The following is a 15,902-nucleotide window of genomic DNA, read 5'->3' on the forward strand; positions in this document are numbered from 1 at the left end:
CTATTACTAATTTAGATTTCAATGAAATTTTGTTTAGGTCGATTTTGCAGTATTCTTGCCACCCGCCAGTTGTTCAACAGGATGTTACCAGTTCATGTCGTCTACCGCGCTCAGTCACCTTCCCCCTGCCTGCCAGCCCCCCCTGTTCTTTCGTCTGGATGTCCGCAGCCAACGGCTGGTCGCCCTGACCGATGTGATGCAAACCCCGCTCTACTGGCTGGATGAGCCGAGAAGCGCCTGGCCCGCCCAGTTGCCCGATGCCCTGCGTCTACCCATAGAGCAAGCCCTTGCCAGCGGCTTGGGAGGCAAACTGGTACTGCGCTTCGCCGGCCAGCAGTGGCACATAGCCCTCTCCCACGAGCAGGATGCCTTCTGGCTCATCTGCCTGCAGACCCAGCGCCAGGAGCCCATCGCCGATCTGGCGTTGCAGCTGCCACGGCTGAGCCAGATGGCCAGCCAGCAGCAGTTTGCCGCCATGCTGGAGGCCCTCAAGGAGAGCCTGGGGGCCGATCGCCTCATTCTTTGGCACTATCAGGCCAACGGCTCGCTCGGCAGCGAGCAGCTGACCCCTGTCTTTGCCCTTGGTGCCGAGGGGATCTCGGCCATCCGGGGTGACAGTCGCTACATACGCGCCCTGCGCACCCGCAAGTCTTTGAGTTTCTCCGAAGCCGCGCACCAGCCCATGCTGAGCCAGCACTACTATCTGGCCAGTGCGGGGATCAGCTCGCGCCTCGACGGCGCCCTGCTGGAGCAGGAAAAACTCATCGGCGTACTGAGCCTCGAATACCTCAACGCCACCCCGCTCAGCGAGGAGATGCAGCAGCTGGTGCGTCACAGCGCCCAATTACTCGGCCACTGGCAGCCGGACCCCGAGCCCCTGCTCACCCCTGTGCTGACCCTGCCGACTGAACTGACCCTGCTGACCGGCATCGCCTATTGTCGCGCCCTGTTGCACTGGGCCATGACCGCCAGTGGCGCCCGCATCGGCTGGGTCGGTGAGTACCAGCCGCGCGGCCAGGATCTCTGGATCATTCCGCGCTGCGTGCTGGAGGGGGAGACCTTCTCCGTCCTCAAACCCATACAGATGGATCCGGGCCCCGACCAGGAGCTGTTCCAGCACGGTCAAGCTGTCTATGTGGAAGACCTGCCCCTGCGCTACCCCCAGGCAGCCCAGCTGCTGGCCCTCAATGCCAGGGCCTATGTCGGCATCCCCCTGCACGGGCCGGGTAGCGTCCCCATGGGCCAGCTCACCCTGCTGCTCGACGAGCCGCTGGCCGACCCTATGCCACTGCTCGATGCCCTCAACAGTCAGCACGAGCGGGCCGCCATCGAGCTGCAGCGGCTCGCCGCCGACGATGCCCTGCGCCTGGCGGAAGTGGCCTTCAACACCCACGACGGCCTGCTGGTGATGGATCACCAGGGGATCATCCTCAAGGTCAACCGCTCCTTTGGTCGCATCACCGGCTTTAGCGATGATGCGATGATCGGCCAGCATATCATCAAGCTGCGGCCCACCTATTACGGCGATCACCTGAAAGAGGATGTCAGACGGGCGGTCGATGAGCAGGAGTTCTGGATGGGCGAGGAGCGTTGCCTGCACCAGGATGGTCATCTGTTCCCGGTGCGGCTGATGGTGAGCGGCGTCAAGGATGAGCACGGTGAGCTCAGCCATTACGTCTGCAGCTTTTACGACATCACCAAAGAGAAAGACGCCGCCCGCCACATAGAGCAGCTCGCCTATTACGACGATCTGTGCGGCCTCTACAACAGGCGCAGCCTCAACGACATCATGCAGCGCACCCTGCAGGCACCCAGTGGTCAGTGGGGTGCCCTGTTGCTGGTGGATCTGGACAACTTCAAATCGATCAACGACTCCCTCGGCCACGCCTGCGGCGATCTGCTGCTGCAAGCCGTGGTAGAGCGGCTCAAGGGGCTACCTCAGGACAACCTGGTGCTGGCCCGCATTTCAGGAGACGAGTTCGCCCTGCTGTTCACCGCCCTGGGTCAGGGCTATGTCACCGCCAAGATCCTGGCCGAGCACTTCGCCCGCGAGCTGATGGGGCTGTTTCGCACCCCGTTCGATATCGAGGATCACAAGCTGCACTGCAGCGCCTCAGTGGGGATCAGCCTCTTCTCCAACGAAGATCAGGATCATCTGGTGCTGATGCAGCAGGCCGATACCGCCACTCACATGGCCAAGCGCTCCGGCCAGAGTAACTATGTGTTCTTCAGCGAGGCCATGGCCCAGAAAGAGAAGAGCAAGCTGGCCCTCAACAACCAGCTGCGCGATGCCCTGCGCAACCATGAGCTGCAGCTTTACTACCAGCCGCAATACAGGGTCGACAACGGCAGTTTGTCAGGGATAGAGGCGCTGCTACGCTGGCAGCGCAGCGACGGCACCATGGTACCGCCGGGAGACTTCATCCCCATCGCCGAGGAGACCAGCCTCATCCAGGACATAGGCTACTGGGTGATGAAGACCGCCTGCGCCCAGTACAGCTTCTGGCTCAACCGCGGTTTTGCCATTCCTCACCTGTCGGTCAACGTCAGCGCCCGCCAGTTCCACACGGCAGGATTTGTGCAGCAGGTGGAGTACATATTGCGCGACACAGGAGTGCCCCCCTCCCGTCTGCTGCTGGAGGTGACCGAATCCGTGGTGCTGGAGAACCGGCTGGAGAGCATCGCCAGGATGCGGCAACTCAAGGATCTTGGTCTCTTGCTCTCCATCGATGACTTCGGTACCGGCTACTCGTCGCTCGCCTACCTGCGGGATCTGCCGGCGGACGAAGTGAAGCTCGACCGAAGCTTCATTCAGACCCTGGTGCACAGCGAACAGGACAAGGCTATCGTCAAGGCGATCCTGGATCTGGCCAAGGTTTTCCGCTTTACCGTGACCGCCGAAGGGGTGGAGGATGAGGCACAGCTCGCCATCCTCAAAGCGCTGGGATGCCAGCATTATCAAGGCTTCCTGACCAGTAAGCCACTCACGGTCAGGGCCCTGGAAAGCCTGCTGGGTTCGCCCCTGCCGGGCTAAACAGGTAGGATTTATAGGGCTTTATGTAATAAAATAACGACCTGCTCGAATCGTTGGAGTTGTCTATGTCTGTCATTAATCGGATCCCTGCTGTCAACACCAGCGGTGCGGTCGCTGAAACCAGCGAGTCCGGGATCATTGGCCGGATCCATTCCGTTGAAACCTGCGGCACTGTCGATGGCCCCGGGATACGGTTTATCGTGTTCATGCAAGGCTGCCTGATGCGCTGCAAGTACTGCCACAACCGGGACACCTGGGACACCCAGGGTGGCCGTGAAGTGACGGTGCAGGAGTTGATGAGCGACATCACCAGCTATCGCCACTTCATGAATGCCTCTGGCGGTGGCGTGACCGCCTCGGGTGGCGAAGCCATGTTGCAACAAAACTTCATCGCCGACCTGTTCGCCGCCTGCAAAGAGAAAGGCATACACACCTGTCTCGATACCAATGGCTTCGTGCGTCATTACGACGAACAGCTCGACAAGGTGCTCGACAACACGGATCTGGTGCTGCTCGACATCAAGCAGATCAATGACGAGAAGCACATACCGCTCACCCACGTCAGTAACAAGTACACCCTGGAGTTCGCCCGCTATCTGGCCACCAAGGGCAAGACCATGTGGATCCGCTACGTGGTGGTGCCGACCTGGTCAGACGATGACGAAAGCGCCGAAGGGCTGGGTCAGTTCATCGCCGAGCTGGGTGATTGCGTCGAGAAGGTTGAGCTGCTGCCCTACCACGAGCTGGGCAAGCACAAGTGGGACGTACTGGGTGAGAACTATGATCTGAACGGGATCAAGCCCCCCAGCAAGGAGACCATGGACCGAGTTCAGGGCATCCTCAGCAAGTATCACAAACACGTCAAATACTGATTGTTAAATCAGGGCTGGCAGGGAATACGCCAGCCCTTGTTATTGTTATCCCTCACCCCTGCTCGCTCAGTACGCCATCACATGACAAGGACATGCCATGAGTGAAGGACAAGCCGCAGCCCTCCTGCTCTGGCTATTGCTGCTTATATTCAGCCTGCGCGGCCCCCTGCTGCGAACCCTGCTTGCCCAGCCACTCTATCAACACCTCTGCCTGGGTGGCGCCATCGCGCTGGTCCCACTCTGGCTCTTGCGTGCCGGCCTGCACGAGGGGCTGGAGGTGCACTTTCTCGGCCTCACCAGCCTGACCCTGTTGCTAGGGTGGCGCCTCGCCCTGCTCGCTCCCTGCCTGACACTGCTGATCCTCGGCTACTTCGATGTCATCGAGCTCGCCGACATCGGCTGGCATGCACTGATCGGCGTCGCTCTGCCCGTGGCCACCAGCTGGTTGCTGTTTCTGGCCAGCTGGGCCTGGTTGCCCCGCCACCTGTTCGTCTACCTGTTCGTGGTCGCCTTCGGCGGCGGCGCCCTCAGTATCTCGGTCAAGGTGGTCGCCAGCGCCCTGCTGATGGACATGAGTGGCACCTATCCGTGGCACACCATCAGTGCAGACTACCTCTCCATCTGGCCACTGCTGCTCTTCCCCGAAGCCCTGCTCAACGGCATGACAATGACACTGCTCGCCATCTACCGCCCCCACTGGGTCAATACCTTCTTCGAGCGGGAGTACCTGGGGCGCTGACCCCTACGCCATGCTTGTCTGTCCATGACTCACCCCCCATGGGCAGACAAAAAGCCCCTGACGAGCAGGGGCTTGGCAACCAGAAGAGACGCAAGCGTTAAAACCGGTAGTCGATATGAAGTGAGTGAGTATCCAGACTTGGGTTGGACTCATACATGTTGGCGTTGGACATGTGCTCATACTGATAGCCAATCAGCCAGTTGCGGGTGATTGCATAGCCCAGACCAATACCGGTGGCAAACTGGAAGGGGCCGCCGTAATCCTTGAAGCCATTGCCACGATGACCAAATTCATGATCCGCCAGCCATAACACCTCGGCCGGGAGCCAGACCACCCAGTTACCCCATAGGCATTCGGCGCGAGCCCCCGTGCCCAGCCTGGCCGCTCGCTCATCCTCCACCTCCAGCATGCCCCCTCGCACACCGAGACCAAACTGGCAGCCTGAATCCCCCCAGCGCCAGAACATATGATGAAGTTTCACGTCAGCCGTAAAGATGTCGAGCTTCTCGCTCTCGGCAGGTGTACCCAATTGCAGTACAACAATATTGTCATTGGCGATTGCCCCTGAACTCGCGACCAACGAAGCCAGCAGTCCCGAGAGCAAGAGAGTATTAGCGTCCATATCCCCTCCTACATCCTTGTTATCTATGGTGCCGTCCGAACGGGCACATATGAGGATAGGTCAGCGGGATGGACGCTTGTCAACGCGATGGATAAAACTAAAAAAATCATCATTTAAGAATAAATAGTCTAGCAATGCTGAGGTGTTGGCGTTTAATTCAGGTAAACCAACAACAATTGGTCATTATTTGACCGCAAGGACCATGGCGGCCACTTATCGCAATCCAACATAAAATACAACAAATACGGATCGCAAAAACAAGATAAAATAACGACACTTGTTTGATCCGGCGGCACCTGAATTAATCAGCTTATCGTCACGAACACTCATCAGACCTGTTATATTTTAACCAATAACACCATAAACTATTACATAACAACGCCTTACATCTTACAGTTGACATTTTGGTAATTAGCTATCGTGTGTTGACTCAATTGCACCTGATAGGTACCATGCGCCACAAATAAAAATAAGCATGATGAGCGTCACATAATGGCGCTATATGCACGGGTTGGTTGCTTACCTTTGTAAGTTGAATTCTGTTTGCTTTTTAAGCAAGCAGCCCCTCGTTATCACCCTCGATTTATTTACCATCATTACAACTCGCTTTTTGGTCCGGGAATATGTCATTGCCGTGCGGTAGCCATGCCTAAAAAGCACCCTAGCGCCACATGTTGGTAACAAACCAGAAACCAAAAACATTCAACACACACTGATGACTAGCTATTCATCATGAGCGCTCGCCTGTCGCCTAAACGTTTGTGATAGAGTCGCCCCTCTTCTTCATCCATATGCCGATATAAAGATTAAAATTTGAACACCCCAATTCTATCAAATCAGCGTCGGGCCTCATGGGCGGTGCTCAAGGATGTGACCTTCGGCTTGCTGATGCGGGAGCTCAAGACCCGTTTTGGCAACTACCGCATGGGATATTCCTGGGCTGTGCTGGATCCCTTACTTACCATTACGTTGTTCTGCTTCGTATTCGGGATGCGGCAACGCAATGGCTTTGGCGGGGTCGAAGCGCCCGTTTTTGTTGCTGCTGGCTACCTTCCTTTTCTGATGTTTCAAAACATGGCCAGCCAGCTGCAGTCCGCAGTTAGTGCTAACAAAGGGCTGTTCTGCTATCGGCAGGTAACTCCCTTTGCCACCCTGTTCTCTCGTTTCTTGCTGGAAACTCTGATCGGCGTGCTGGTGGCCTTTGTACTGATCCTGGGGCTGATGTGGTTCGGTTTCGATGCCATGCCAACAGATCCATTGGCCGTACTGACAGGATATGGCCTGCTGATGCTCTTCTCTTTTGCGCTGGGAACCTTGTTCTGTATCGCCACCTCCCTCTCTGAGGAGGCGCGCAAGCTGATACCCATTCTGATGCGCCCCATGATGTGGATCTCGGCGGTCTTCTTCCCGCTGGCGGCCGTGCCACAAAATTTCCAGCATCTGCTGCTGTGGAACCCAGTGGTGCACGCGCTTGAACTTATCCGCTCGGGCTGGATTGCCGGTTTTCAGACACAGGGGGGCAATTGGTCGTATCTGGCGGGCATCACCCTGGTGCTGCTGACCTTTGCGATGAGTGCCTATCGCCTCAGCCATCGACGACTCATAGCAAGCTGACAACATGATCACTCTGGATAACGTCTCAAAATATTACCCGACCAAGTTTGGCCGCCATTACGTGTTAAGAAATGTGAGCTTTACCCTGCCGGGGGATCGCAATATTGGCATTTTGGGGGCAAACGGCGCGGGCAAGTCGACTCTGCTGCGCCTGCTGGGCGGCATGGACATGCCCAACAAGGGCAAGGTGATCCGCCACAGCCGGGTCTCCTGGCCACTGGCCCTGAGCGGCGGCTTTCAGGGCAGCATGACGGGGCGTGAAAATACCCGCTTCGTCTGCCGCATTCATGGGGTACACGACACGGCCGAGGTCGAAGAGTGGGTAAAAGCATTCTCTGAGATTGGCCAGCACTATGAGTTGCCCATCAAGGGGTATTCGAGCGGGATGAAATCCAAATTCTCCTTTGCCGTCAGCATGGCCTTTGATTTTGATATCTATCTGACCGACGAGATCACCTCGGTGGGGGATGCCAGATTCAGACAGAAATGCATCGATGTCTTCACCCAAAAACGGGAAACCGCCAGCCTTATCATGGTCTCTCACGACATGAAAACCCTGCGCCAACAGTGCGACATGGGCATAGTGCTGCAAAACGGGCAGTTGACCCTGCATGACGACATCGAAAAAGCCATCGCCATCTATCAAACGCTCTGATGTTTTCTTTTAAGTCTTTCCACGGATATTTATGACCAAAGCCAATTTGACCGCCCTGCTTGAGCGCAAGCTGCGTAAATTCAAGCGCGACCCCAAGCTGTTTCTTATCGATTCCAAGGGCTATCGGGTTGCCCATCAATCATGGAAAAAAGCCATCAAACTTGGCAGTTTTCTGTGGATCCTAGCGTGCTTCATGCTAGCAACCTTCTATTACAGTTTTATGGCAAGCGATCGCTATGTCAGTCAGGCGAGCCTAATCATCAAGCAGGCCGATCAACTCAAGATGCTGCCGGATGCCCTCTCCATGCTGGGGCTGGGGGGCAGCAATCATCAGGATGTGCTGGTGATCCAGGACTACCTCAAATCCTGGGATATGCTCAACACCCTGGATAACGCACTGCAACTGAAAAAACACTTTCAAAGCGACAGTGCCGATATGTTCTCGCGCCTGCCGGCAGATGCCACCCGCGAAGAGTTTCTGGCATTTTATCGGGATCACCTCACCGTCAGCCTGGATGAACTCTCCGGGGTATTGACCGTCAGCCTGCAAGCCTTCGAGCCTGATTATGCCAAACAGGTTGTTAGCCTGATGCTCAAAGAGAGCGAAGGCTTTATCAACCGGTTGAGCCGTCAGGTGGCGATGGAGCAACTCAAATTCGTGGAAACAGAAGTGGCCCGCTCACACGAGCGGCTGTTGGGAGAGCAGGCAAAGATGCTGGCCTTCCAGAACCAGCACCAGCTGATGAGCCCCGAGGCCACCAGTACCGCCATGATGGGGGTGGTGTCTGAGCTTGAAGCGGAACTGGTGCGCCAGGATGCCGAACTCAAGCGACTGCAAATCTACATGAACCCCAATGCCCCTGACGTGGTCGCGGTCAAAGACAGGGTCGATGCCCTCACCCGCCAGCTGGCACAAGAGAAGAAGCGCCTGACCGGCAGCGAGAAGCAATCCCTCAACGAGGTCAATGCCGACTATCAGGCGGTACAGGTACAAACCCAGCTGGCGGCCGATGTCTACAAGACAGGTCTGGTCAGCATGGAGCAGGCCCGCGTCGAGGCCTATCGCAAACTGAAGCACTTGCTGGTGGTGAGCCAACCCACTCAGGCCGAAGAGGCCGAATATCCCCGTCGTCTCTACAATCTGGCCACCATTGGCGTTCTGCTTTGCCTTTTCTACGGTCTGATCGTGATGGGTCTTGCCACCTTGCGCGAACATCAGGACTGACAGGAGTATGTCGTTGAATACCTTCTTTACCAGACCATTGAATCTCAAGCCGAGCGTGCTGGCACTGAGCCTGAGCTTGCTGCTCCAACCCGCTTATGCCCTGGAAATCTCCCAGGAAGGGGCCCCGGTGCGCAAGGTCATCACGGATACCCAGACCCGGGATCCTGTGTTTGGCAACTGGCTGTTTCGCGGTGAGTTTGCCCGTGAATCCTTCAACGGCTTCAACCCGGATTACCGCATCGCCATCGGCGATCGCCTGCAGGTGCAGTTGTGGGGGGGGGTCGAGTTTGATCAACCCCTGACGGTCGATCAACAGGGCAACATCTTCCTGCCCAAGGTGGGCCCCATCAAGGTAGCCGGGGTACGCAACGAACAACTGAACGACACCCTGCTCGGGGCCGTCACCACCGTCTATCAGAAGAACGTCAGCGTGTACGCCACGCTGGACGTGAGCCAGCCGGTCAAGATCTTCGTGACCGGCTTTGTCAAACAGCCAGGCCTGTTTGCCGGTCAGTCTGGCGACTCCATTCTCTACTTCCTCGACAAGGCTGGCGGTATCGCCCCCGAGCGCGGTAGCTATCTGGATGTGGCCCTCAAGCGCAATGGCCAGACCCTGCGCCACTACAACCTCTACCAGTTCCTGGTCCATGGCACCCTGCTGCCAACCCAGCTGCGCGATGGCGACATCATAGTGGTGGCGCCGCTGCGCTATCAGGCCACGGTGCGCGGCAAGGTGGCAAATGCCAACAAGTTCGAGCTGAGCAAACCCCATGTCACCCTGGCCGAACTGATGCAGATGGCCAGCCCCGATCCCGATGCCACTCATATTCGGGTGAGCCGCAATCAGGGCGAAGATATCCGCATGGATTACTACCCCATCAATGACGCCCAACTGGCCAAAAACATGGTCAGCTCGGGCGACACAGTGGAAGTGATCGCCGACAAACGCTATGCCTCCATCGCGGTGCGGGTCGAAGGGGAACACGACAGTGCGCAGGAGTATGTGCTCAAGTACGGTGCCCGTCTCGGCGACATCCTCAACGGCCTGAAACTGACCCAGGATGCGGACCTGAGCGCCATCCAGCTCTATCGTGACTCGGTCAAGGTGCGCCAGAAAGAGATGTTGCAATCGTCACTCAAGGCGCTGGAGGCCAGTATTCTGACCGCCCGCTCCTCTTCCGAAGGGGAAGCCAAGCTGCGCAACAGCGAAGCCCAACTGCTGATGCAGTGGGTTGAGCGTGCCAAAGACATTGAACCCAACGGGCAGGTGGTGTTGGCCAATGGCACCAATATGGAAGATGTGCGACTCGAACCGGGCGATATCATCCGTATTCCGCGCCAGACCAACCTCATCATGGTGCACGGCGATGTCATGTTCCCGAACGCCATCCTGATGGACAACAAACGTACCGTGGCCGATTACATCAATCTGGCCGGCGGCTTTACCCAGAAAGCCAGCAACTCCCGTATTTTGTTGCTGCATCGTGATGGCACCTTCAGCCAGATCGAGAAGAGCGATCTGGAAAATAAAGAGATCACCATCAAGCCGGGTGACGAGATCTTCGTCCTGCCGCAGGTCGATACCAAGTCGCTGCAGATCACCAAGGATATTACCGAGGTGCTCTATCAAATCGCCATTTCGGCTAGGGCCTTGGTACTTCTTTAATCATTCACTTGCCATAAAAGTTTGGTAGGACCGAGATGTTATCTCGGCCCTACCCTATTACATATAAAAAAACCAACATAAATATAAGTAAGGGATAAAATGAAAGCTGTTATTCCAGTTGCGGGTTTGGGCACCCGCATGTTACCTGCCACCAAAGCTATTCCGAAAGAAATGCTTCCTATTGTAGATAAACCATTGATCCAATATGTGGTCAATGAGTGTATTGCTGCAGGTATCAAAGAAATTATTCTGGTCACACATTCATCCAAAAATGCGATAGAGAACCACTTCGATAAATCATTCGAACTGGAAGCCACTCTAGAAAGTCGTGTAAAACGGCAGTTGCTGGAAGAAATTCAATCCATATGCCCCAAAGACGTGACTATCATGCATGTTCGCCAAGGGGAAGCAAAAGGATTGGGCCACGCGGTGCTGTCAGCGTATCCCCTTGTTGGCCACAATCCTTTTGTTGTGGTACTGCCCGACGTCATTATTGACGATGCCGCCAGCGATCTGAAAAAAGACAACTTGGCTAAAATGGTCCGTAACTATAAAGAGTCAGGCCATTCTCAGATCATGGTTGAGCCGGTAGCGGTTCAGGATGTGTCAAAATACGGTATTGTGGATTGCCATTCCATCGATATAACCGCTGGTGAATCTGCCACTATATTTAATGTGGTCGAGAAGCCAGAACAAGATGAAGCACCATCCAATCTGGCTATCGTGGGACGTTACGTATTGACCCCGGATATATGGCAACACCTGCGTATGACACTGCCGGGGGCAGGAGATGAAATCCAGCTTACTGACGCCATATCCGAATTACTCAAAGGTGGACAGGTGGATGCCTTCTGCATGCAAGGAAGATCTCATGATTGTGGTGACAAGTTAGGATATATGAAAGCGTTTGTTGAATATGGTCTTAGACACAAAGACTTTCAGCATGGCTTCCGAGAATTTATAACATCATTGGTTTGATTTTATAATATTTTGAGCGAGGGTTTCCCTCGCTCTATATGAAGTTCAAGATTATGCGTAAACTCAAAAAATTCTTCAAAAATCCTGGCATTTTTATTCGAGACCACTTAAATAAAAAACACCCAATCATTCGTAATGAGATCGCGTGTGCAGAGAATGAAGAAGATATTCTTATGCGACACGATCTTGCCATGGAAAGTCAGATTGAAATTGATTTTCCAATCGATGTTGTATTCACTTGGGTTGATGATTCAGATCCTGATTGGCAGATACGCTGCCAACAGTACAAGCAGTTGGTAAATAATAATTATGTGGGACAACATGCCACTGATCCTGCCAGGTTCAGTAATCATGATGAATTAAAATATTCACTGGGCAGTATACTCAAGTTATTACCTTGGGTTAGACGAATATATATTGTCACCGATAAGCAGTGCCCAAAATGGTTAACACCGAGTGATAGAGTTCGTATCGTTGATCATACTGATATTATCGAGGCGCAGTATCTGCCCACCTTTAACTCACATGTGATAGAAGCCCATCTGCACCAGATCCCAGATTTGGCAGAACACTTTATCTATTTCAATGATGATGTATTCGTGGCCAGACCACTTCCTGCCGGACATTTCTTTAGAAGCAATGGAATTGCATCCCTATTTATGTCAAAAAAAAGTCTCTCTGCTATGCAGGCTAAAGGAACTGATACCCCAACACTTTCTGCCTCATTGAAGTCAGCCTCCCTGCTTAATCATGACTTTAGCTTTTTGATTGATCACCCTCTAGTTCACACTTATGTTCCGCTAAGAAAGAGTATGTTTGAAGAATGTTGGCGGTTGTATAGGGCTGATATTAAGAGCTTCTTGCCAAATAGGTTTAGAACCAATAATGATCTGAACTTAGCCACATTTTTTATCCCTTGGCTATCTTACATAAGAGGAGTTGCTGTGCCATCTAGGGATATATGTTATTACTTTAATGCTAGATCACCTGCAGCTGCGAACTATTTTAATGCTTTACAATTAGCAAAAAAGAATGGAACACTACCTCACTCATTTTGTGCAAATGACTTTAACACGAAGAATATAAATCACAGACACAATGTAGCAAAACTGTTATCTAATTATTTTTCTGAATGATCGGGATAAGAAAGTGAACAAGTTAATATCAATTATAATTCCAGTCTACAATGTAGAAAAATATATAAAAGACTGCCTTGAATCCTTAATCATGCAAACCGTTGATGGCTTTAGTTTTGAGGAATCAATAGAAGTCATTCTCATCGATGATGGTTCTCCAGATAAATCCGTTGACATAATAAGGGAGTACCAGAAAACTTATAAGAATATATATCTCATTCAGCAAGAAAATGCCGGGCAATCCGTTGCTAGAAATAATGCTATAAAAGTTGCTGTAGGTGAGTATATATTTTTCTTGGATTCTGACGATTTACTACCTCCTGACGCTCTAGCACCACTATACAAACTAGCAAAGGAAACTTGCTCAGAGGTCATTGTATCTCATAGTAAAGCATTTAATTCTAGAAGAAGCTGGTTTATTGAAGACCACGCTGAAGTAGCCAGTGCAGCCCTTAGAAAAGTTAAGTTCTTTCATCACTCTATTTTAGTGAAAACGCCCGCCCCATGGGCCAAGTTATATAAAAGAAGTCTGCTATTAAGAAACAATATCGAGTTTCCTGTTGGTATCAAATTAGCCGAGGACTGGATATTTGTAATGAAGGCTATGTATAAGGCTAATCACATATCAACAACTCCACATATAAGCTATCTCTATCGTGGGCGAGATGATGAGGATAACCCTTCATGTACACAAATCGTCAACGAAAAAGTATTCTATGATCTAACAAAAGTGTACGAATTGACATTGCAGTTTGGATTGCCGGAGCGACAAACTTATCTTGCAAAGCTGTTTATATTACGGGGGTTACTATACCGTCTAACCAAGTATTCGACTGATTGTACTATTGATGAAGTAAAACCTATATATAAGCATGTTAGACACTTTCTAAACTCTCATATTGGAGATAAGCCTCTAAGAGTTTTTACACCACAGAGACGTCTACCCTTATTGCTTATCTATCATGGCTTCTATTCAGAAGCACATAGAGTCATGAATGGCATATTTAAAAAATCATGTCTGAATAAGGGAATAGAAAAGAGTGATAATGATATTACTCAAGATTATCACAACTTGAAAAACAAGAAGATAAAAGTAAAGATAAAAAAAATAAAAAATAAATTCAAGTCAGCATGCATTAATACTGCATGGAAAGCTAAATATGGAATATCAAAAATAGCTAGTGCAATTCTATATAAAGATAGAGATAACATTGTTCTTGTAGGTGAACGATTAGGAAAAACGGCAAATGATTCTAGTTACCATTTGTTCTGTCACGTTAATGATGCAAAAAAATATAAGGGAAGTAAAGAGTATTATTATGTTATCGACAGAAATGCAAAAACAAAAGATAATTTAGATGGATTTAATAATGTAATTAGGTATGGCAGCTTAAAACACTTTATTATATTTAATAGATCATCAACTTATGTATTCAGCGATAGCATGAGGGATGTATTCCATCAATGGCAACGTGTTGCTGAAGAGCACAAACATAAGAAAAAGATTTTTCTACAGCATGGCATTTTCGCTCTTAATAGAGCAACTGGATATTATGATAAAAACTCCATGGAAAAGCGTCATGAACTTCCAGATAAATTTATTGTGAGCTCTGATTTTGAAAAGCAACTGATTTGTAGACAATTTGGTTTTGATAAAAGTGAAGTTTCGGTTACAGGGCTTTCTCGTTTTGATAAGTTACCTAAAAAACAGAATAAACGCTCAAGAAAAATATTGATTCTTCCAACATGGCGAGATTGGCTATCAAATGTCAGTGAGAAACAGTTCATTAATTCTCAATACTACAAAAAAATTAATGAATTATTGGTGTCAGAAAACTTCAATCAAATGCTAGCAGAAAACAATATGTCTGCTGATGTCTGTTTACACCATAAAATGCATGCACATTTAAAAGCATTGCCTTGGTCAGACACAATTACAGTGCATAGTATGAATGACATTGATGTTCAATCACTTATTATATCAGCAGATATAATGATTACTGATTATTCCTCTGCATCATTTGACATGCTTTATCAAAGAAAACCTGTAATCTATTATTGGTTTGATGCACAAAAGTTCTTTTCAACTCGTGGTGGGCCTCTTGTGTGCCCTCGTACTGGCATTCCTGGACCAGTTGTCACTTCAGAACATAAACTTATTGATGGAATAAATGAAATTATAGCCAACAACATTAACATAGATAAAAAATATGAAGGAATTGCAAATAAATTCTTTACCTATAGAGACAACAAAAATTCAAAAAGAATTATTGAATTGATTGAAGCTTGAGTTAAAATCCTTGCCAGTGGAATTTTCATTTTCACTGGCACTTAATAAGTATAGTTAAGGCTGGCAATGATTAGAATTAAAAGCAAAGAAGATATGTTAAAGGTTGGTTCTAACTTTTTCCATGGTCATTTACCTGAGATGATAAATTCTGAAATTCTCTTAGATGGTGAGAACAATATAATCTACTGTCAGGATAAGGTTACACTAAAAAATGTAACATTAAGATTCCTCGGTAATAACTCGGTAATTTTTTTATCGAGTAGCAAACATGCGTATACATTAACCACAAACATTTTTAATAACTCAGTTCTTTTTTTCGGGGAGGATAATTATTTTAACCCACATGGACAAACCATGAGTCTTATTCTTTCTGAAGGAAAAAACATTTTTTTCGGCAGTAGATGTTTATTATCTTTTGGTATTAGTGTTAGATTAGCAGATCCTCATCTCATTTTTGATGCCAAAACTAAAAAAAGAATCAATCACAGCAAAAGTGTTTTTGTTGGAGACCATGTTTGGATTGGGCAGGACACACTCCTTCTTAAAGGGGTAAAAATAGGTTCTGGTAGCATTGTTGGTGCTAATTCTGTATTATCAAACAAAACAGTTCACTCAAATTCCAGCTGGGCAGGCAATCCCGCTAAAATATTGAGAAATGATGTTTTCTATACTGAGGAATGTGTCCATGATTGGGGGGAGCTCGAGACAGAGAAGTTTTGTAAGAAAGATACCGATGCATATATATTTAATTTCAAAGATGGTGAAACAAGGTCTTTCAATAGTATTGATGATGACGTTTTATCTTTGGCTAGCGCTAAGGAAAAACTCGGCTACATAATATCTAACATAAGTTCTTTTGATAAAAAGAATAGATTTTTCATTCCTTCTTCCGCTCAACTACTGTGATATAAGCCTCTATCACAACAATTTTTCATTGGGTGTCAAACCAATATAGTAATTGAAAAAAGCGTCCACTTTAATATCTTCATGTGATTATAAAAGCTAGATATCGTATTTATTGAAATTTAAAAAATATGCCGTAAACAGCTTGCGTAATTCGAAAATATATTC

The 15,902-nt window shown here is 49.8% G+C and carries 12 protein-coding genes; 11 read left to right on the top strand and 1 reads right to left on the bottom strand.

The features are described 5' to 3' along the window. Positions 1 to 94: 94 nt before the first annotated feature. The 3 genes from BN1129_RS03345 to BN1129_RS03355 all read left to right on the top strand — a co-directional run bounded on the left by BN1129_RS03345 (position 95) and on the right by BN1129_RS03355 (position 4,645). Positions 95 to 3,034 (top strand): sensor domain-containing phosphodiesterase, encoded by a 2,940-nt coding sequence (locus BN1129_RS03345; RefSeq protein ID WP_042034485.1) that lies wholly within the window; start codon positions 95 to 97, stop codon positions 3,032 to 3,034. Positions 3,035 to 3,099: 65 nt separating this feature from the next. Beyond that, complete coding sequence (gene pflA, locus BN1129_RS03350; protein ID WP_084204556.1) at positions 3,100 to 3,906, top strand: pyruvate formate lyase 1-activating protein; 807 nt, start codon at positions 3,100 to 3,102, stop codon at positions 3,904 to 3,906. A gap of 97 nt (positions 3,907 to 4,003) precedes the next feature. Then, complete coding sequence (locus BN1129_RS03355; RefSeq protein WP_042034486.1) at positions 4,004 to 4,645, top strand: energy-coupling factor ABC transporter permease; 642 nt, start codon at positions 4,004 to 4,006, stop codon at positions 4,643 to 4,645. 97 nt (positions 4,646 to 4,742) lie between these two features. Here BN1129_RS03355 and BN1129_RS03360 read toward each other — a convergent pair whose 3' ends face one another. Continuing rightward, the gene (locus tag BN1129_RS03360) at positions 4,743 to 5,267 is read right to left on the bottom strand and encodes an acyloxyacyl hydrolase (protein ID WP_042034487.1); all 525 of its coding nucleotides are present in this window, start codon (positions 5,265 to 5,267) and stop codon (positions 4,743 to 4,745) included. A gap of 813 nt (positions 5,268 to 6,080) precedes the next feature. Here BN1129_RS03360 and BN1129_RS03365 point away from each other — a divergent pair. The 8 genes from BN1129_RS03365 (at position 6,081) to BN1129_RS22130 (ending at position 15,737) form a co-directional block, all read left to right on the top strand. Then, positions 6,081 to 6,881 carry an ABC transporter permease gene (locus BN1129_RS03365; RefSeq protein WP_042034488.1) on the top strand — a complete coding sequence of 267 codons (801 nt, stop codon included), beginning with the start codon at positions 6,081 to 6,083 and terminating at the stop codon, positions 6,879 to 6,881. 4 nt (positions 6,882 to 6,885) lie between these two features. Then, positions 6,886 to 7,536 carry an ABC transporter ATP-binding protein gene (locus BN1129_RS03370; protein ID WP_042034489.1) on the top strand — a complete coding sequence of 217 codons (651 nt, stop codon included), beginning with the start codon at positions 6,886 to 6,888 and terminating at the stop codon, positions 7,534 to 7,536. 31 nt (positions 7,537 to 7,567) lie between these two features. Then, positions 7,568 to 8,761, top strand: a complete 1,194-nt coding sequence (locus tag BN1129_RS03375) for a KpsE/RkpR family capsule polysaccharide export protein (protein WP_042034490.1) — start codon at positions 7,568 to 7,570, stop codon at positions 8,759 to 8,761. Positions 8,762 to 8,798: 37 nt separating this feature from the next. After that, on the top strand, positions 8,799 to 10,427 hold the full coding sequence (locus BN1129_RS03380; RefSeq protein ID WP_042034648.1) for a polysaccharide biosynthesis/export family protein: 1,629 nt from the start codon (positions 8,799 to 8,801) through the stop codon (positions 10,425 to 10,427). A 99-nt stretch (positions 10,428 to 10,526) separates the two neighbouring features. Continuing rightward, positions 10,527 to 11,405 (top strand): UTP--glucose-1-phosphate uridylyltransferase GalU, encoded by an 879-nt coding sequence (gene galU, locus BN1129_RS03385; protein ID WP_042034491.1) that lies wholly within the window; start codon positions 10,527 to 10,529, stop codon positions 11,403 to 11,405. A gap of 53 nt (positions 11,406 to 11,458) precedes the next feature. Then, positions 11,459 to 12,541, top strand: coding sequence for a stealth family protein (locus BN1129_RS22120; protein WP_084204566.1), 1,083 nt, complete (start codon positions 11,459 to 11,461; stop codon positions 12,539 to 12,541). 13 nt (positions 12,542 to 12,554) lie between these two features. Further along, complete coding sequence (locus BN1129_RS22125) at positions 12,555 to 14,831, top strand: bifunctional glycosyltransferase/CDP-glycerol:glycerophosphate glycerophosphotransferase (protein ID WP_084204557.1); 2,277 nt, start codon at positions 12,555 to 12,557, stop codon at positions 14,829 to 14,831. A gap of 66 nt (positions 14,832 to 14,897) precedes the next feature. Next, positions 14,898 to 15,737, top strand: a complete 840-nt coding sequence (locus BN1129_RS22130) for an acyltransferase (protein WP_084204558.1) — start codon at positions 14,898 to 14,900, stop codon at positions 15,735 to 15,737. Positions 15,738 to 15,902 lie beyond the last annotated feature (165 nt).

The organism is Aeromonas popoffii (assembly GCF_000820025.1).
In the GTDB taxonomy this organism is placed as follows: domain Bacteria; phylum Pseudomonadota; class Gammaproteobacteria; order Enterobacterales; family Aeromonadaceae; genus Aeromonas; species Aeromonas popoffii.